Annotated in this window: 17 protein-coding genes; 6 read left to right on the top strand and 11 right to left on the bottom strand. The window is 49.8% G+C overall.

Features of this window, described 5'->3' with window-relative positions:
- Positions 1-243 precede the first annotated feature (243 nt).
- Positions 244-2,040: a KamA family radical SAM protein gene (locus BP727_RS02520; RefSeq protein WP_273278588.1), complete on the top strand. Its 1,797-nt coding sequence runs from the start codon at positions 244-246 to the stop codon at positions 2,038-2,040.
- Between the two features lie 48 nt (positions 2,041-2,088).
- Here the strand turns inward: BP727_RS02520 and BP727_RS02515 are convergent, their stop codons facing one another.
- Positions 2,089-3,381, bottom strand: coding sequence for a pyridoxal phosphate-dependent aminotransferase (locus BP727_RS02515; RefSeq protein ID WP_273278587.1), 1,293 nt, complete (start codon positions 3,379-3,381; stop codon positions 2,089-2,091).
- A gap of 747 nt (positions 3,382-4,128) precedes the next feature.
- Positions 4,129-6,978 (bottom strand): ATP-binding protein, encoded by a 2,850-nt coding sequence (locus tag BP727_RS02510; protein ID WP_286857217.1) that lies wholly within the window; start codon positions 6,976-6,978, stop codon positions 4,129-4,131.
- 369 nt (positions 6,979-7,347) lie between these two features.
- Here BP727_RS02510 and BP727_RS02505 point away from each other — a divergent pair, with 369 nt between their 5' ends.
- Complete coding sequence (locus tag BP727_RS02505) at positions 7,348-7,863, top strand: O-acetyl-ADP-ribose deacetylase (protein ID WP_013720436.1); 516 nt, start codon at positions 7,348-7,350, stop codon at positions 7,861-7,863.
- A gap of 66 nt (positions 7,864-7,929) precedes the next feature.
- Here BP727_RS02505 and arsM read toward each other — a convergent pair whose 3' ends face one another.
- Together arsM and BP727_RS02495 are read right to left on the bottom strand one after the other, a co-directional pair.
- Positions 7,930-8,763 carry an arsenite methyltransferase gene (gene arsM, locus BP727_RS02500; protein WP_013720435.1) on the bottom strand — a complete coding sequence of 278 codons (834 nt, stop codon included), beginning with the start codon at positions 8,761-8,763 and terminating at the stop codon, positions 7,930-7,932.
- Positions 8,764-8,950: 187 nt separating this feature from the next.
- Positions 8,951-9,514, bottom strand: a complete 564-nt coding sequence (locus BP727_RS02495; RefSeq protein WP_013720434.1) for a hypothetical protein — start codon at positions 9,512-9,514, stop codon at positions 8,951-8,953.
- 188 nt (positions 9,515-9,702) lie between these two features.
- On the opposite strand from BP727_RS02495, the gene BP727_RS02490 reads away from it, so the two are divergent.
- Positions 9,703-10,077 carry a hypothetical protein gene (locus BP727_RS02490; protein WP_013720433.1) on the top strand — a complete coding sequence of 125 codons (375 nt, stop codon included), beginning with the start codon at positions 9,703-9,705 and terminating at the stop codon, positions 10,075-10,077.
- Here BP727_RS02490 and BP727_RS02485 read toward each other — a convergent pair whose 3' ends face one another.
- The 4 genes from BP727_RS02485 to BP727_RS02470 form a co-directional block, all read right to left on the bottom strand.
- Positions 10,078-11,502: a Coenzyme F420 hydrogenase/dehydrogenase, beta subunit C-terminal domain gene (locus tag BP727_RS02485; protein WP_286857216.1), complete on the bottom strand. Its 1,425-nt coding sequence runs from the start codon at positions 11,500-11,502 to the stop codon at positions 10,078-10,080. It abuts the gene before it with no gap.
- A gap of 71 nt (positions 11,503-11,573) precedes the next feature.
- The gene (locus tag BP727_RS02480) at positions 11,574-13,460 is read right to left on the bottom strand and encodes an NADH-quinone oxidoreductase subunit NuoF (protein WP_013720431.1); all 1,887 of its coding nucleotides are present in this window, start codon (positions 13,458-13,460) and stop codon (positions 11,574-11,576) included.
- A gap of 129 nt (positions 13,461-13,589) precedes the next feature.
- A complete protein-coding gene (gene nuoE / locus BP727_RS02475) occupies positions 13,590-14,051 on the bottom strand; it encodes an NADH-quinone oxidoreductase subunit NuoE (RefSeq protein WP_013720430.1) in 462 nt (153 codons plus the stop codon).
- Between the two features lie 335 nt (positions 14,052-14,386).
- Positions 14,387-14,770, bottom strand: coding sequence for a DUF488 domain-containing protein (locus tag BP727_RS02470; RefSeq protein ID WP_273279067.1), 384 nt, complete (start codon positions 14,768-14,770; stop codon positions 14,387-14,389).
- 148 nt (positions 14,771-14,918) lie between these two features.
- On the opposite strand from BP727_RS02470, the gene BP727_RS02465 reads away from it, so the two are divergent.
- Positions 14,919-15,077, top strand: coding sequence for a hypothetical protein (locus tag BP727_RS02465; RefSeq protein WP_286857214.1), 159 nt, complete (start codon positions 14,919-14,921; stop codon positions 15,075-15,077).
- Positions 15,078-15,243: 166 nt separating this feature from the next.
- Here the strand turns inward: BP727_RS02465 and BP727_RS02460 are convergent, their stop codons facing one another.
- The 3 genes from BP727_RS02460 to BP727_RS02450 form a co-directional block, all read right to left on the bottom strand.
- Entirely contained in the window at positions 15,244-15,498 is a 255-nt protein-coding gene (locus BP727_RS02460; RefSeq protein ID WP_157863832.1) for a hypothetical protein, read from the bottom strand.
- Between the two features lie 54 nt (positions 15,499-15,552).
- Positions 15,553-16,026, bottom strand: coding sequence for a hypothetical protein (locus BP727_RS02455; RefSeq protein WP_013720427.1), 474 nt, complete (start codon positions 16,024-16,026; stop codon positions 15,553-15,555).
- A gap of 148 nt (positions 16,027-16,174) precedes the next feature.
- Positions 16,175-16,381, bottom strand: coding sequence for a CxxC-x17-CxxC domain-containing protein (locus BP727_RS02450; protein WP_013720426.1), 207 nt, complete (start codon positions 16,379-16,381; stop codon positions 16,175-16,177).
- 417 nt (positions 16,382-16,798) lie between these two features.
- Between BP727_RS02450 and BP727_RS02445 the strand changes: the two genes are divergently transcribed.
- Both BP727_RS02445 and BP727_RS02440 read left to right on the top strand, forming a co-directional pair.
- Positions 16,799-17,143 carry a hypothetical protein gene (locus tag BP727_RS02445; protein WP_157863831.1) on the top strand — a complete coding sequence of 115 codons (345 nt, stop codon included), beginning with the start codon at positions 16,799-16,801 and terminating at the stop codon, positions 17,141-17,143.
- Between the two features lie 246 nt (positions 17,144-17,389).
- On the top strand, positions 17,390-17,584 hold the full coding sequence (locus BP727_RS02440; protein ID WP_013720424.1) for a YwbE family protein: 195 nt from the start codon (positions 17,390-17,392) through the stop codon (positions 17,582-17,584).
- Positions 17,585-17,764: the final 180 nt, after the last annotated feature.

Here is a 17,764-nt window from a genome sequence, read left to right as displayed (position 1 = left end):
TCATGGGCTCTTTGTGGTTGGGTTAGAGCATCGCGGTTTACCATAGAGGCACTGAGACATAGAGTTTTTGCGATTCAAGTTCACCCATTCTAGATAGCGAGGAGCCCAAAAATGTGATCTTTACTTGATCTTCTTGGCCTTGGTCGGGCATTGCATATGAATTTTTATATAAATATGATGCTTTCTTAAAGACTCCATATCTAAGAAAAATTAAAGTAAAATGCGGCAAGAAGAACACATGACATGACTGCGAGATGGGATACATGCTGGGACGCAGCACCAGAGCTGTATGTGCTGCTCAAGGAGAGCAAATCGTTAGAGAGCGCCCGCAATAAGGTGGCTCGATACATCGAGGCCAGAGAATGGACTTATGCATGCGATGTAAGTGAGATCGAGACATGGGATTACGTTCTTTTCAAAGAAGCCATACGAACACTCAAGAATGTAATATCTCCGAAAAATGAACGCATCTCCGGCACCTCTTCCCTGGAAAACCTCTGGAAGGCGGCCACCGATGGTGATTCTGACGTTGGTGACGACTTCATCGATGAGTTCGCCCATTTCTTTAAAGCGCTGAAAATGAAGGCGGATGTATATCCTTCCCGATTGATGGAAGGAATAGACATACCGAATTTCGATGAATTTGAGGGCCGGACCGCAGGAGTGATGCGCTCCGATTACCTGGACCAAATGGGAGAGCGAATGGACAGATACCTGTCAAGGTATAAATCGGGCCTCGATCCGGGCATTATCGAAAAGCGAGATGAGAATAGAAGGAGGATCCTGGATATCCTCAACTCCAACGAGGATGATTGGCAGGATTGGCGATGGCAATTTCGGCATGTTTTTAAAGATATTCAGGGATTAGAAACAATCAAAAGAGCAATAAAATTAGACGAAGAGCATGAAGCATCCATCAGACTGGCCCTGGAGAACCATGTGCCTTTCGGCGTTACTCCCCATTATCTCCATCTAATGGACAAAGAGCCCTCTGACATGGATTATGCTGTTCGCAGGCAGGTCTTTCCTCCGCTCAGCTATGTGGAGAATATGATCGCCCACAGAAAGGACAAGAAGTGGGCCTTCGACTTCATGAGGGAGAGGGACACTTCTCCCATAGATCTGGTAACCCGACGCTACCCCCGGGTGGCCATTGTCAAGCCCTATGAGTCTTGCCCACAGATCTGCGTCTACTGCCAGCGCAACTGGGAGATCTCTTCTCCTCTCATGGCCTCCGCCCTCGCTCCAATGGAGAAGATCGAGGCGGCAATAGATTGGTTTTATGAGCATGAAGAGATGATGGATGTCCTTCTAACCGGTGGAGACCCCCTGGTGATGGATGACTCGTTGATCGACAGGATCCTGAACAGGCTCTCCCAGATCCCTCACCTGAAGAGCATAAGAGTGGCCAGCAGGACGCCAGCTACTGTCCCCCAGAGGCTCACCGAAGAGCTCTGCGAGATCTTGGGCAGCTACCAGGAGCTTGGAAGGAGAAACCTCTGCCTGGTGACTCATTTCATGCATCCCTATGAGGTGACACCAGAGACGCTGGCCGCAATAATAAGGGTGAAGAAGACGGGAATTGAGATCTATAACCAGCAGGTCTTCACCTTTGCCAACAGCCGCAAGTTTGAGACGTCGTCTCTGAGGATTATCTTGAAACAGATCGGAGTGGACCCCTATTATACCTTTAATATGAAGGGCAAGACGGAGATGGAGGACTATGCTGTTCCCATAGCTCGCATCCTGCAGGAGCGCAAGGAAGAGGCAAGGCTGCTTCCGGGCATATTCCGCACCGATGAGCCGGTATTCAATGTCCCGGGGCTGGGCAAGGACCACCTTCGGGCCTGGCAGAATCATGAGCTGATTGGCATTACCTCTGAGGGGCGAAGGGTATACTCCTTCCTTCCCTGGGAGAAGAACATAGCCAGGGTGTTGCCCTACATCTACACGGATGTCTCCATTCACCGATACCTTCAGAGGCTGATCAAAAGAGGCGAGAACCCGGAGGATTACAGAAGCATATGGTATTATTATTGAGAGGATTGTCAAGTGACACAGCGGATGGCCTAAAAAAATCGGGACTGGCTACCCTTCCAGCCAGTCGACGATCGCCTCTATGCCTGCAAGGGTATCTTCGCAGTGAGCCTGGATGAAATCAGCTGGAAGCTCCTGGTGAGGGGGAATGGTCTCTCCCGCTGCCAGGGATCTGTTGCCGGCAAAATTGATGTAGGATATCCGGGCAGTGAGCTCCTCATGGGGCCTCTCGAACGCTCTTCCCGGCAGCATAGCAACGCCTTTTTCCTGCAGCAGCCTCTCGCAGAGCATGGTGCTGTTCAGCACATTCTTCTTAGCGAGCCTTCTGGAGAAGGGAGAGAAATCCGGGAACATGTAGAATGCACCCTCGGGCGCATGGACCCTGACCCCAGCATCTGCCAAATTTCGGTAGCACCTTTGTCCCAGGGCGGAAAGGATACGGCGGGCGTTCCAGAGGTAGCGCTCGATGGCCATTGATCCCCGGAATGCCTGCACACCGGCATACTGGATGGGTGCGCTCACCGAGGTGTACGTCTCGCTGGCTACAGCTGCCATCGACTCCATCAGCCAGTCCAGGCTCTGAGGAAAGGTGAATGTTCCCAACCTCCAGCCACCAGCACCGCACCACTTGGACAGGCCGGAGCTGATTATGGTCCCCTCTGGATAGTAGCGGGCAACTGAGACATGACCGCCCTTGTGATGAAGCTGCCCATAGATCTCGTCAGAGAGGAGGATGATCTCATACTCCCGGGCAACCCTGGCGATCTCTTTGAGCTCATCTGCGGTATAGGTGAGGCCATCAGGATTTCCAGGATAGTTTAGAACCAATATCCTTGGACGGTATAGATCCTGCTCCCCTTCCAGATGCTGGCGGAGGCGATCAGCACTTATGTGCCATTTATCCTCAAAAGAGGTATGAAGCAGGCTTATCTTTTTTCCCAAGATCTGAGCCTGAGGGACATAGGAGACCCAGCAGGGTGTGGGCACGATGATCTCACCATAGAATACCAGCTGCAGCAAGAACATGAGCTCCTTTGAGCCAGGGCCCACAAGGACGCAATCAGAGTTAGCCTCCACCAGATCTTTTTGTCTGTGGAATCCAGCCACAGCTTCTTTGAGGGCAGAAAGGCCTTTGACGGGCAGATAATCTTTTTCATGAGCATGCAGCCGCAGAGCCTCGACCACCGGCGCCGGCACAGGGAAAGGGGATTGACCCAGTCCGAAGTTGTAGATCTTTTTCCCCTGTCCCTGCAATAGCTTTACCCTCTCATTGATAGCGAGGGTCGGTGATTCGCCCAGGCCGCGAACGTTGATATTCAGGCTGACGTGCTTTTGCAGGTTCATCTTAAGGACTCCTTGTTTTTTAACATTTTATGATTTGTTGATCATAGCTGGCGGGCCATCATTTAAATAGATGGTCAATCGATGAACCCTTAATTCAATTTTGTTTGAGCTAATATGGGTGCGAAATGCGTCCGGGATTCTGCACTCCAGTCCCTATTGCAGTCTTGACTGTGTAGTCCCGACCGAAAACTACAAATATCTATAATGATTATATAGATAGATTGCCGTCTCATGAAAGGGTCTGGCGGGCGTACTGTGGGCCAAAACGCATCCGACAGTGATCTGCTGAATCTGGCCATTGATTTGCCTCTTCCTGCGAGCAAAAATTCGTGCCGCTCCTGGGAGCAGGTACATTAATCCGTGATGCAGATGATGCATGCCGTCGAGGTAATTGCATTCGGTTGCGCGCCTGCGGGATAACAGGCAGGATGAAAAAGAATTGCGTCCCGTGATTGGCACAGCAATCTGCCTGAGATCTCGTGCCAATACACAGTCGGGACATGAGGCGGCACCAGATCAAGATGATGCCGAAATCGAGATGTAGCCACACAGTGAGATTCTGTGGGATCCCTGAGGGGATTGTGCGATTCGGTGTTGTGCTGCCTCGTGTTCGGCGCCACAGCCAAGATTCAGGCGGATCGGCCACCACCAGGATACCAGGTTCCTCCAATTGAAGTGGGGCGATTCATTTCCGATCCGCCTGAATCTTAATCCTATGCTCAGAAGATCTCCCAGCTCTTTTCCTGCTTAGCCCTTTGCCACTGCTTGCAGGGCTTCTCTTATAGCCTCTATCTTGGTGGGCTTCATTATATAGCCGTCCATCCCAGCCGCCAGACACATCTCCTGATCTCCTTTAAGAGCAGATGCAGTTACTGCTATGATCTTCGGGCCTCCCTCAGGCCAGCGACGGCGTATCTCCCTCGCTGCCTCCAGGCCGTCCATCTCCGGCATCTGCACGTCCATGAATACCAAATCGTATCTCTTCTTCTCCAGCGCCTTCAGGGCCTCGATGCCGCTGGACGCTACATCCGCATTATAGCCCAGCTTATTGAGCATCTTCTTTGTGACTATCTGATTGACTACATTGTCCTCTGCTAGCAGGATATTCAATTCGGAATTAGATCTCTCCAGATCCTTGATCTGCTTCCCGTGTGCGTACAAGTTGTCCGGCTTTGACAGATCTAAGGGTTCGCCGATGATAGGATCCGCCCGAATTGTAAAATGAAATACTGAACCCACTCCAACAGCGCTCTCAACCCACATTCGTCCATTCATCATCTCTGTGAGCTTCTTGCTTATGGCAAGGCCCAATCCAGTGCCGCCATATTTGCGTGCCGTCGAGGCATCAACCTGGCTGAAAGATCGAAATAGGCGGGACATCTTGTCTTCAGGGATTCCTATTCCAGTATCCTTCACCGCAAAATGAATCTCATATCCGCCATCATCCAGATTGGTGTTTGATACAGAGACTGCAATCTCGCCTTGCTCGGTGAACTTCACTGCATTATTGAGCAGGTTTATCAGGATCTGACAGAGCCTTGTTGGATCTCCCATGATAAATTGGGGGACGTTCTCTTCGATTTTATATGAAAATTTTATTCTTTTATCGCCGACGCTCCCGGACACGAGATCCATAGAGGATTCAATGCAACCCTTAACATCGATTGGCCGGTGCTCCAGCTCTGTCATGTTCGCCTCGATCTTGGTGAGATCGAGGATATTATTGATGATAGAGAGGAGAGTATCCCCGCTGATGCGGATCATCTCGACGCATTCCCTTTGCGCCGAAGTCAGCTTCTCATCCTTCTCATCCATGAGCAGTTCTGTAAGACCGATAACAGCATTCATTGGCGTCCGGATCTCGTGGCTCATGTTGGCCAGGAACTCGGACTTTGCCCGGGTAGCTGATTCAGCCATCTCCTTGGACCTTTGGAGCTCCTCTTCCACACGCTTTCGATCTGTTATATCACGTATCGATTCGATCGCTCCCCAATAATCTCCATTTGAGTCATAGAGCGCAGATGCGCTTCCCAGGAGGTATGCATCGCCTTTTCCCTGCAGGGGCATGTAGGCCTCGCCAACCAGCAAGTTATTCTCCTCATCTCTCTTTAGGTTCTCATATTTCTTTTCAAATTCCGGATCGATCTTTGGATCAATTCCTTTTGCCATATCTATCAGTGTAGGCCTTCGTTCTCCGTAAAATGGCAGAGAATATTCATAGTCTCCCTTGCCCAGGATCAACTCGGCCTTAACACCGGTTATCTTCTCAATGGCGCGGTTCCAGGAAATCACCTTGCCATTTTTGTCAACCACAAATGTGGCGTCAGGCAGAAATTCGATGATATCCGCCAGCCGACGCTCAGACTCCTTCAGAGCTCGCTCTGCACTCTTGCGGGCGCTGATATCTATCAGCACATGGACTACCCCGATGATCTTGCCATCTGCATCCTTGAGAGGACTGCTACGAGAGATCCAGGTCCTCCCGTCCGGAGTGATCAGATCGCCCTCCTGGGATGCGCCCATATTGATAGCTCGTGCCACTGTACAGCCTGAACAGGGCTCACTGCGACCGAATACCGCCTCATAACAACGAGCGCCAAGCATTTCATCAGCAGAGAGGCCGATTGATTCTTGCAGGTTATCATTGATCCAGATTAGTCGCATAAAAGGATCGAGATACTCGACAGCGACATTCTTCAAACCGCCCAGAATTGCCGCCTTCTCCTGCTCTGATTCGCGCAATGACTTCTCTACGCGCTTGCGTTCTTCAATCTCGGTAAGCGTTGTGGTGAGCAGTTGATTCCTCTCATCGAAGACTATCTTCTGGCGAACGAGCATCAGCCCCATGACCAGCCCTACGCAGGCTGCTATTATGGATTGGTTGATTGCTCGGGAGTATTCATATCCCCAGATGAGAAGAGAGAATGTGGCTCCAATTCCCAGGTATGGCAGATAGGGCATAATAGTGGATTTGCTGCAAATCCTTCTGCTCAGAGTTTTTAATGGATCAAAGGGATAAGGATTTGCCTGCAACAGTCCTGCCAATGCCATAAAAAGGTTGCTTGAGATCCAGAACGTATCCAGATGACCGCCTGAGATGTAAGTCCCTTTTTGTGTTTGAATGCTGAACACCGCATCTGCGACCAGTACTATAGCCATTCCAGCAGCCAGAAAAAGGGCAGGGGTAATGGTTGAAGCATCAAGCTTGCTCAAGACCAGTCGCACAAGGGCAACGAAGAGGACGATATCCATCATAGAATAGGCTAAAGAAATCGTCAATTCCAAAGTGATCGTATTCAATGATGATACTACAGGGGCGAAGAAGAAGATCCAAAATACCAGAGCAGCTGATATTATTACAATTGCCGAATCCAGGATGACCCCGAGCCTCTCCCGAGGAGAAAGAGGGGCATTGGGCAACAGAAAAATACCTGCTGCAAAGAGAGGATAGAACATCAGATAGCCGAAGTCTGCCACAGATGGGAATGGATCTTCCTGCAAAACGAACTCTATAAATGCCCAGGTTCCCTCTCCAAAAGAATTAAAAAGCATGGCAACAGCCATCATCAACCAGGCTTTCTTGGACCTCCCTTCCATATTATTTGCCGCATATAATAAACATAGAAAGGCGACTATTGAGCTTGAGGTGGAAAGAAGATTATTCATGAACAGGATCGACCTTTTATCATCTATCACCTCTATTAGAATGGTCTGAAATAACAAAATAAGGATAGATATGATAGCCGCTGGGAGAAATATTGGAGCCTGTAAGCGCTTTGCAGATCTTATTATTTTAACCACAATCCACCTGACCACTATCGGCATTAGTGAAGCTGCTAAAGGAAAAAAAGCTTTCGGTGGAATATAATAGGTATACATTTTTTTAAAAAGATTATGATGCAGCGAGATGATTATGGAAAGGTTAATTTCTCTTAGATATGGATAGCCAATTGGCGGATAGGAGGAATGAAGATCGGACAGAAAATAAAACTGCTCATGGCCGATATCACCACATTAAAGGTCGATGCCATTGTCAATGCCGCCAACAGCTCTCTGCTGGGAGGAGGCGGGGTCGACGGCGCCATTCACAAGGCAGCAGGACCGGAGCTCTTGGGAGAATGCAGGCAGATCGGCGGCTGTCCGGTGGGAGAGGCGCGCATCACCAGGGGCTATAGGCTTCCCGCTCGCTTTGTCATTCACACCGTTGGGCCGGTCTGGAGGGGTGGATCAGAGGGCGAGGATCAGCTTCTCGCCAGATGCTATCAGAGCTGCTTTGCCCTGGCAGAGAAGTACGAAATAAAGAGCATAGCCTTCCCAGCCATAAGCACAGGGGCTTATGGCTTTCCCATAGAGCGGGCCTGTCGTATTGCTATCTGGGAGATGAGGCGCAATCTAGAGGACAAAAACGCAGGTGATATAATAGCCGTCTGCTTCAACCATAGGACGTTCAAATGCTATCAGGAGGCTTTGCAGGAGTTCTGAATCCATCCAATGCAATAGTCCTCAAGATCCCTATCCAATGCCTTGATGCTCTCAGAGGTGCTGATTTTAGGGCTTGATCGCACATATCTTTATGCTCAAGACGGAATCCGCAACCTTCTTCTGCTGCTCAGGGGTGATCGCGGGATCTGTAGGTGTGCTGCAGCCAGATCTCTCGGAGATCAGAGACTCGACAGGAAATCTGGATTCTGCCACAACCCGCACATCTCTGAAGCCTATGCTCTTTATGATATCCAGGTAATCATCCTTCATGATGGCACCTGCCAGGCAGCCGATATAAGCTTCTGTGGAGCTCTTGACAAACTCCGGCAGCTCCTTGAGCAGCACCACATCAGAGACTGCCAGCCTTCCTCCTGGCTTTAAAACCCTGAAGGCCTCCCTGAATGCCATTCTCTTATTGGGGATGAGGTTGATCACGCAGTTGGAGATGACCACATCCACATAGTTGTCCGCCACCGGCATATTTTCAAGGTCTCCCTGCCGGAAGTCGATGTTAGCATAGCCGCCCTTTCGGGAGTTCGCCCTGGCCTTTTCCACCATCTCAGAGGTTATGTCAACACCAATTACCTTGCCTGATGGCCCAACCCTGTCGGATGCCAGGAAACAGTCAAATCCCGCTCCTGAGCCCATGTCCAGGACGATCTCCCCCTCGGATAACGATGCCAGAGCTACTGGGTTGCCGCAGCCCAGGCCGAGGTTTGACTCCGGCGGAGCAGCTTGGATCTCCTCCTCAGTGTAGCCCATCCTCTTGCTCAGCTCCTCTGGAATATCAGCATCCCCTGAGCAGCACCGTGAGGCATAGTCGGATGTTGCCTGCTTGGCAATACGAGCGTATCCTTCTTTAACTGCTCTTTTTATCTCTCTCTCTTTTAAAGTCAACATAAACCCCACCGTTCCTCAGCGTTAATCGTGCACTGACAATTTTTCTGGAAATTTATCTTGAGTGCTTAGCACAGGCTATAATTAAGGTTTTTTATAACGATAATTGTCGATGAATTATAAAAGATTGAGATATCGCAATCATTGATCCCCAAATGGGATGAGACATCTTTCTCACATCCCATAATCGTCACAATCCCATATATCTCTTTTTATTTTTATTATCATTGGGTGTATAATTGCCAATGTTCTTTATGAGGGCCTGATGCCTCATCCAAAGGGCGATGATCACTCCCAGGGATATTACCAGCCAGACCGCAAACCACAACTTCATTAGATGCTCCGTCCAGCTCTGCTGAGAATGAATAAAGGCTGCTGCTCCCAGGGTTACAATCACCGAGAAGAACATATTGGCAGATGGTGCCAGGCTATCCCGATAAGAGGTGCAGAAGCGCTCCCATTCTTGCTCCGCCTTTCCCGCTAGGGAGATAGGGTGCCTGCCCAGAAATACACCTATGCGCTTGATCCTGGAATCGGCGGACATGATGTATAGATCGTAGCTTATCGCCACCAGAGGGACGAAATAAATCAGCCAGAAGATCCTGGCAATCTCAATCTTGACATCCACTGAACTTACTCCAAAGAGGACGGTAATAAAAGCCAGCTTCATGGTGATTAGCTTTGCGCGTTCATTCTGGGTTCTTATCTTCTCCTCATGAAGTGCGCGCAAGAACTCTTGATCATTTTCTTCCATTTCTGCTACTCCGATGGAGGATATGTATTCATTATATTAATAACTTTTGTTTGTTATGTAATTAATGGCAGCATCGTTCTCTCAACGAGATGAACGAGATATATGAAAAGAAAAAATAAAACTGTACATAATTAAAAAAATATTTATAGATGTTAGAAGGGATTAACAGGCGATAAAGGGGATGGAAAATGAAGGGGAGAGCAAAGTTACTGGATAGTGGATTTAGGGAGTTTATCGAATATCTGCAAAAAATGGGAGAGCTCCACAATATATTGAGGATGATAGACAGCTTCTACAGTATGAATGGAATGGATTGCAGTGAACTCGATACCGGACACTATAATGTGGAAAAGGGTGGATTTGATATGCTGTTATCATTTTGGAGAAAGGGCTGGATCGAGATTCGAGAGACTGATAGGAGGAGAAAGGACTGGCATATAAAAGAGTATGCCCTATTGGTCCGCCTGGATGAGATAGCCGCATACTGCGCCCAGGGGAAGCATCAGGGGTTCAGCCCATCTGATTATCCCATGCCCAGACAGGATATAGAGGCTTTTGTCTGATCAAGGAGACTTGGTCGATTGAGAGCACTCCACTCCTTTTCTGATCCTCTCAAGATTGCGGTCTGCATTTCGCCTCTTCATCCTGGCCAGCTTCACGATGTCCTCTCGAACTGCCTTTTCTCTGCAAAACGATAGCCAATCCAGCAACTTCTTCCCCTTTTCCGATCTGACGATCACTGAGGAGTATCCTTCCGCGCTTCCCACTGAGCCTATGGAGATATCGGCCAGCCTTGAGACCAGATCGCCGCAAAACCGGCATCCTTCACGGATGTCATTTTCCAGCTCCCGCACGCTGCAGGAGTGCTCCATTCCATCCAGAGTCGCAATGTATCTCCCTTTTGCGATCTGAATTTTATCCGCATCCTCTATATCTATGCCCAAAAGCCCTTTAGCATGATCTCTCAGTCTTCTGTAATCGAAGCTCTCGAAGCAAAACAGGCCAACGAGAAAGATCTCTGCATCTGGAAACTCGTCCTTGAAGTAATCCAGTTGCTCCAATTTTCTGATCACTCTGATCTGGCAGGGAGTGCCAACCACAGCAACCCTTCTCTTTCCTCCTCTCAAAGCATCAATCAGCGGCGCCAGAGCGGATACGCGCACATATTTTGTCCCCTTGGCCTTTATCACTCCTTCAATATCGTCTACCGCTGCCGCTCTTCCTCCATTATTCTCCCTTTGATAAACTACCACAGCAGCATCAATGACGCCTTTATCCAGGCATCGAGCAAGAAGGGAGGTGACAACCCCTCCATCCTGTCCCTGGATCTCTGTTCTGGCGGCGAAAAGCTCGCTATACACTCCCAGATCCACATCCCTTTCGCCGGACAGATGCTCCTCTTCGATCCCGATGATATCTTCTGCAGTGAGCGGGAAGATGTTTCTCTGAGCGGATATGGCACTGGTGGGGCATACCAGAGAGCAGGCACCACAGGCTATGCAGTCCTTCGAGAGCTCTCCATACGGCGCGCCCACACTCCTCTCTGTTCCCCTGTTTTGGAAATTGATGGCGAATACACCCACCATCTCACCACATACCCGGCAACAAAGCCCGCAGAGAATGCATTTCTCCTCTTCGAGCTTAAATCGAGGCTCAATGACTCCATACTCTCTGGCCAGGTCCTGGATCTGCTTCTCTTTCGGGCATCTGGACAATAAGAGCTCAGCGATCATCCGCCGGATATCCAGGACCGCGGGGGTGGCAGTCCTGACCACCAGACCGTCTTCTATCGGATAGTTGCAGGCGGTGACGAACCTCTTCTTTCCATTCTTTTCAATCTCCACCGTACAGAGCCTGCAAGACCCATAGGATTCAAGTGCGGGATGATGGCACAGAGTGGGAATTTTAATTCCTGCAGACAGGGCAGCCTCAAGAATGGTGCTGGAGGTCTGGGCTTCTAACTGCTGATCATCGATCCAGAATCTCAACTCTCATACCTCAAATCTCATCTCGTGCTTCTCGCCGCTCTTATCCAGACGCACAACTCGGCTCTTCCGGATCATCTCTTCCCTCCTGGGAGGCCTTTAGACTCTCTTACGACAGCTCTAACCTTTTTGGGGCAGATCTCAAAGCATATCCCGCATCGCATGCATTTCGATTGATCAACAACCGCGAATCCTCCGTCGTCCTTATAGATCGCCCCCTGAGGACAGTTCTCCCGGCACAGGTCGCAGCCTATGCAGATCTCAGGATCGATGGAATAAGACACAAGAGACTTGCAGGATAGGGCGGGACATCTCTTATCTTTGATATGGGCATCATACTCCTCTCGGAAATAACGAATAGTGCTCAGGACCGGATTGACTGCCGTTCGCCCCAGGGCGCAGAGCGATGCCGTTCTCATCAATTCTGCAATCTCCTGCAGGGTCTGGATATCCGTCTCCGTCCCCCGGCCGGACTCGATTGCATCAAGAATCTCTCTCATCCGTTTCAGCCCCTCCCGGCAGGGTAGGCATTTGCCGCAGGACTCGCTGCAGAGGAAGTCCACAAAGTAACGGGCCAGATCGACTGCACAGGTATCCTCATCGATGACGATAATGCTCCCCGAACCCATCATAGAGCCCAGACTTGTCAATTCATCAAAGTCCACTGGCGTATTCAGATACCTGGCCGGAATTATCCCACCAGACGGCCCTCCGGTCTGCACCCCTTTGAGCTTCTTGTTCCCGGGAATTCCCCCTCCAATCTTGTATATTATATCGGCCAGGGTCATGCCCATAGGGACCTCCACCAGACCGGTGTTATTGACCTTGCCTACCAGAGAGAAGATCTTGGTCCCTTTGCTCCTCTCGGTTCCAATGGAGTTGAACCATTTTGCACCGTGCTCTATGATCAAAGGCACATTGGCAAAGGTCTCAACGTTGTTCAGGGCGCTCGGCCGGCCCCAGAGGCCTTTTTGAGAGGTGTGGACGTACTTGGGCCTGGGCTCGCCCACCCATCCCTCCAGGGCGTTCATCAGAGCGGTCGACTCTCCGGAGACAAAGGAGCCGGCACCCCTATGAATGCTCACATCAAAATCAAAGCCAGTGCCCAGAATATTCTCACCCAAGAGGCCGTACTCCCGGGCCTGTTGGAGGGCGAGCGTGGCATTCTGGACCGCTAGAGGGTATTCCATGCGCACATAGATGAAGCCCTTATGCGATCCCATGGCGTAGGCGGCGATGATCAGCCCCTCCAGGACGCTATGAGGATTACCCTCCATGAGAGCCCGGTCCATAAATGCTCCTGGATCGCCTTCATCGCAGTTGACGATCACATATTTGGGCTCTCCTGGGGCCTCTCGGGTCGATTTCCATTTTCGTCCGGTGGGAAATCCGCCACCACCTCTGCCCCGGAGGTTTGATCTCTTCACCTCCTCGATCACCTCTTCCGGGGTCATCTCGGATAGAGCTCTGGCCAGGGCACTGTATCCGCCCAGAGCTATATAATCTTCTATATTTCTAGGATTTATTTTTATGTTATTTTTTATAAGATGCCTCATCTGGTATTTATAAAAAGGAATTTCGCTCTCAACGACGGCATTCTCTTCCGTTTCTGGATCCTTGTAGAGAAGGCGGTCGACCAGGTTGCCTTTGAGTATCGTCTCCTCCACGATATCAGGGACATCATCCTGGTGGACACCAATATAGTAGACACCTCTGGGGTAGACCACCACTAAAGTTCCTTTTTCGCAAAAGCCAGGGCAACCGGTCTCCTTGATCTCTATCTCCTTTTCCAGGCCCTTTTTGATCAAGTATTCTTGAAAGGCCCTGACCACTAGTCTGGCGCCGAGGGTCAAGCAGCCCGTTCCGGCGCAGATTGCGACCAGGGGCTTTGTGCTGTCTCTGCTGGACAGAATATCCGATCTGAGCTGTTCAAGCCCCTCAATTGATCTGAGCCTCACCATCCTGCTACACGCCCTGATTCCTGATGGAAGTGGTCATTCTTGCTTTATAGCAATTCCTGCTGACTCGTTGTGCGCAACTTGATATCCATCCTATTTCCAGCTTCAGGCCCAGATTCATCTGCTTTATGCTCAATCGTACTTCTTGATTATCCTTTCCACTCTGTCCGATGTGAGCCGGCCATGGTAGTCGTCATCCACGACCATTACAGGACCTATGGCGCAGCATCCCAGGCAGTTGACTCGTTTCAGAGTGAATCTCATATCCGGGGTAGTCCCGCCCTGTTTTATCTTCAGCTTAGATTCAGTCCTGTCCAGTATCATTCCAGAGCCTCGCACCTGGCAGGCTGTGCCCATGCAGACGCTTATTTTGTGCTTCCCAATGGGCTTGAGGCTTATGGCCTCATAGAAGCTTGCTATTCTGTATATCCGGCTGGGTGGGATCTTCAGTCTCTCGGATATCTCTTGGAGGGCATCTTTTGAGATCCAGTTGAACTCGCTTTGCAGGTCCAAAAGAAGCTGAATGAGAGACCCCTCTTTGCCTTTGTATCCATCTATCATCTCCACCAGCCTCTTATGCTCGTTATCCTGCATTTCTATACCTCTTGTCTATCCGGTTTTGCTTTGAATCTCCGCTAAGCCTTCGATCTCATTTATCCAGTCTGCGCCAGAGATGGTAGCCAGTCTGGTTAGCCTCCTTTCACCAATATGTCACTACTAAGCATGAATATATACGTTTGCTCGATGGATGGGTTCATTTCATCCTGATCATTATATCAAGAAAAGGATATAATTAAACAGTATGCATTTTTTCTTTTTTTATCTTGATCGACCGACGAATGTACATGCCATTCGACATTGATGAGATCGTCCTGCCCGGCACAGAATATGTGGTTTGGGCATAATCTTGCTCCCCGAGGCGATTTGATTCAGATGCTATGATGATCCAGAGGCAACGAACCAGGCATTTTCATTCTGGCCTCAAGATATTCTTTCAATGCCACTGCGTTATTGTGCTCGGCATCTTTTGCCGCATATAAAAAGATCAGATCAGATTCCTCTGCTTTGGAAATTAGCTGATCCACAAGCTCCGCCCTCAAGTCAAGTTCTCTGAAGAATCTCTCTTTGAACTCCTCCCATTTGCCTGGATCGTGGCCAAACCATTTTCTAAGCTCATTGCTGGGAGCTATGTCCTTCATCCAGAGATCGATTCGTGTCTCATCTTTGGCCAAGCCCCTGGGCCAGAGCCTATCCACCAGTATTCTGAATCCGCCGCTTGCAGGAGCACTGTAAACCCTCTCAGTTCTTATCATCTCAAGCACCCATCAACCTCAATCGTTAGAATCACATCTTCAGAAGCCTGTCGCGTAGATCAGGTTCAGGGTCATACTTCCTTCCGGTCTTCTTCGACTGACCCGCCATGTCTATCACATCTTTTGGATCGTCCCTGACCAGCATTTTATGTCTGTCGACTCAACCGTTGCATCTGTGCCAGCGCCTATGGCAATTCCCACATCCGCTGGAGCAACACCAGGAGCATCGCTCACCCCGTCACCGACCATGGGCCACGACATAATCCTTCTGGATGTTCTTAATGGCCAGGGCCTTGGAACAGCTTGAGACTCATGTGAAGGCAACCTCTGCATAGGATGTGTATTCGACTGCAGAGTACTTAACAACCATACCCGCACAAGTCCTCACCTGTCAGAAAAGCATAAGAGAGAGAATGCAGGCGAACAAATGACAAGAACTGAAGGCAAGAATTAATAGTATTACGAGGAGCTAATCAGCTCTCTGACCTCCTCTCGGCCAGATACGCCCTGGCCTTCCAGGGATCACAAGCCAATTCATTAATTCGGTCTTCCGACATGCGCCAGAGAATATCGTCCGCCTCGGTCACTTCATCTCTCTCCTGCCACCAGGAGAGGCAGGCTTCAGCAGCTAGCCTGCAAGCGTCCTCATCCGTCAAATGCAGAGATGCACAGTACGCCTCGCCCACGCATGCACCCACTGGTGCCCTAGTACAAAGATCACAGTTCATTTCAGCGCCCTATTTTGGTTAACGGGATTAATTAATTAAACTATCCCAAGCTATCTATAGACCTTCGGCAGCAATTAAGCATTGCTGTTTTGTGCGGAGAAGATCGCACAGTATCTCATAATCGCTCACAGGAAAGCGGATGGATATGGATAACGTAAGTCCGCATGCTTGGGAGGGATTCAATTCTACTGTACCGGATTCCTGGTCAATGTACTCTCTTGCATCATGAGGATGACCAGCATATTGCCAGCCTCCATTTGAGCCCATTATTCTGGAGTACAGCCAGTTGTTAGCTTCTGGGTCGTTGATGGGATCAAGACCCGATACTATGCGTGCCAAAAGCGCCTCTGCATCTTCGGCAGCGAGAAACTCGATCCATATGATGCCCGGCTTATTTTCTTGACAGGAATTGCAGGTGATGATACCGCAGTCCCAGATGGCTTCCAGCAGTGGTGCTATTCGTTCGTCCACCTCGATCATCGTGTCTGATGCAGGATCGTGAATTGCGGTCTGCTTGTGCTCAGTCAAAACCCTTTAGCTCCTTTCCATCCTCAAAGGTCTTAATATCTCGTGCATCAGGTGACGCTGCACGCTGCGAAAAAGTTGGAATCTGAAGGGCAGGATGACGCCCCAACTAGCCGATTTATAGATGTAATTCGACTAGAACAGATATTGTTCAGTACCTTCCAGAAGACCTGGCAGGCCTGTGCTTCTGGTAGCACTCGCTGCAGTAAACCGGCCTGGATCCATCCGGTTTGAATGGGACCTGGGTTTGCTTGCCGCATTCTGAGCAAGTTACATCTGTCATTTCTCTCGGACCGCTGTTGTAGCCACCGCGGCTTCCGCCGGAGCTACCTCTGTTTTCGTATTTTCTCTCAAACATTTTATTCACGTACCATTTGGATCGATTCAAAGAATCGAACTCGCTACAAAAGACATCTCAACAAATCTCTTTGAATCGATGAAAATGTAACGTCTCTTGAATGATCAATCCGGTTGATATACCTGTCGGTGGAAATGCGAAATAAGATGAAGCATCGGATCATGAGGTTTCTTTTATTATGATCTTTCTCGCCTTGTGACTCTCAGATTGCCTGGACCGAACGGACCTCTGCGGGCATTTTAGCGCCTTTTTGGATCTTCGTTCCAGCAGAATTCAGCAAGATCTTGGCCCCCTTTACGGATATCCCGGGCAGTTGCTCTGCATTGCTGCTTCTCATTCCTGATTATGCCATATTTTTTGCATCGATTAGCATAGGAATATAAGGAAAGGTAACAATTGATGGTGCAGGTGATGTGGATGAAGAAGCTCAACCGAAAGGATATTCACATATTGAAAAAGTTGGTCAAGCCGCACATCGAAGAGCTGGAAAAAGGAGAAGCGGGCAGCTTGCTTGCATCCATCTCCAGATACTATATAACCGATAGGGAGGATTTTCTGTTCAGGCTGGATAAGCTGCCTGATGAGGATCTCAAGTATCTGGCGGAGAGGGCCATGGACGGCTCGGAATGCCTGTTGTGCATTGCACCGCAATGTGCGGAGGTCTTCTTGGATGCGGTTGAAAGAAGGCTCTCGCCGGAGATTGCAGGCAGATTAAGGGAGCTCTTCGAGAATGTCACCACCGGCTACAAGGATGTGACGTGATCGGCTCGGCCCACTATAAGCGATATCAGATCATTCCATTTCATCCAGTCCCATTCCAGGGATAAACCGCCATCTAAATATCTATCGGATCTATGACTATCATCCGGGAGGCCCGGAGATGGATGAGGCAAAGGCCGGCGACTCCGTGCCTGTCCGATACGCTGGCAGGCTCGATGAAGAGATGGTCTTCGACACCTCCAAGACCCACGGACGCTGAAGCTCACATATGAAAGGGAAAGGAAGAGCATGGACGGGAAGAATAGGAAGGACATAAAGCCGGGGCTGAAGGTGGAGATAGTCCTCAAGAAGGACCAGAGGACGGGGAAGAGGACCGAGGGAGTGGTAGCGCAGATCCTGACGAACTCTTCTTTCCACCCTCACGGGATCAAGGTCCGTCTCGCCGACGGCCAGGTGGGGCGGGTGGCGAGGATCCACGGGTAGGAAGCTGATATAAGAGATAGGTAACTGGGGGGACGGATGCCCTCACGCGATGTTTGCCAGAGAGTCACGATCTCGCTTCCAGTCTGTCCCAACCATGTATTTCTCTACTCCGGCCGGAGTATCCGACGCCAAGAAGGCTAAAATATACCGAAAAACAACGCGAATAGCAAAAGCTCTTGG

Origin of the sequence: Methanosaeta sp. UBA356 (assembly GCF_002496465.1) — an archaeon.
GTDB lineage: Archaea > Halobacteriota > Methanosarcinia > Methanotrichales > Methanotrichaceae > Methanothrix > Methanothrix soehngenii.
This window is presented reverse-complemented; position numbering and strand designations above follow the sequence as displayed.

Bases quoted from the DNA above. Each gene is read 5' to 3' on its own strand.
- BP727_RS02490 (WP_013720433.1), top strand. From the start codon at position 9,703: ATGAAGGGGAGAGCAAAGTTACTGGATAGTGGATTTAGGGAGTTTATC.
- BP727_RS02515 (WP_273278587.1), bottom strand. From the start codon at position 3,381: ATGAACCTGCAAAAGCACGTCAGCCTGAATATCAACGTTCGCGGCCTG.
- BP727_RS02510 (WP_286857217.1), bottom strand. From the start codon at position 6,978: ATGGAAGGGAGGTCCAAGAAAGCCTGGTTGATGATGGCTGTTGCCATG.
- BP727_RS02480 (WP_013720431.1), bottom strand. From the start codon at position 13,460: ATGGTGAGGCTCAGATCAATTGAGGGGCTTGAACAGCTCAGATCGGAT.
- BP727_RS02470 (WP_273279067.1), bottom strand. From the start codon at position 14,770: ATGATAAGAACTGAGAGGGTTTACAGTGCTCCTGCAAGCGGCGGATTC.
- BP727_RS02520 (WP_273278588.1), top strand. From the start codon at position 244: ATGACTGCGAGATGGGATACATGCTGGGACGCAGCACCAGAGCTGTAT.
- BP727_RS02465 (WP_286857214.1), top strand. From the start codon at position 14,919: ATGTCTGTCGACTCAACCGTTGCATCTGTGCCAGCGCCTATGGCAATT.
- BP727_RS02495 (WP_013720434.1), bottom strand. From the start codon at position 9,514: ATGGAAGAAAATGATCAAGAGTTCTTGCGCGCACTTCATGAGGAGAAG.
- BP727_RS02460 (WP_157863832.1), bottom strand. From the start codon at position 15,498: ATGAACTGTGATCTTTGTACTAGGGCACCAGTGGGTGCATGCGTGGGC.
- BP727_RS02505 (WP_013720436.1), top strand. From the start codon at position 7,348: ATGAAGATCGGACAGAAAATAAAACTGCTCATGGCCGATATCACCACA.
- arsM (WP_013720435.1), bottom strand. From the start codon at position 8,763: ATGTTGACTTTAAAAGAGAGAGAGATAAAAAGAGCAGTTAAAGAAGGA.
- BP727_RS02440 (WP_013720424.1), top strand. From the start codon at position 17,390: ATGGACGGGAAGAATAGGAAGGACATAAAGCCGGGGCTGAAGGTGGAG.
- BP727_RS02445 (WP_157863831.1), top strand. From the start codon at position 16,799: ATGAAGAAGCTCAACCGAAAGGATATTCACATATTGAAAAAGTTGGTC.
- BP727_RS02450 (WP_013720426.1), bottom strand. From the start codon at position 16,381: ATGTTTGAGAGAAAATACGAAAACAGAGGTAGCTCCGGCGGAAGCCGC.
- nuoE (WP_013720430.1), bottom strand. From the start codon at position 14,051: ATGCAGGATAACGAGCATAAGAGGCTGGTGGAGATGATAGATGGATAC.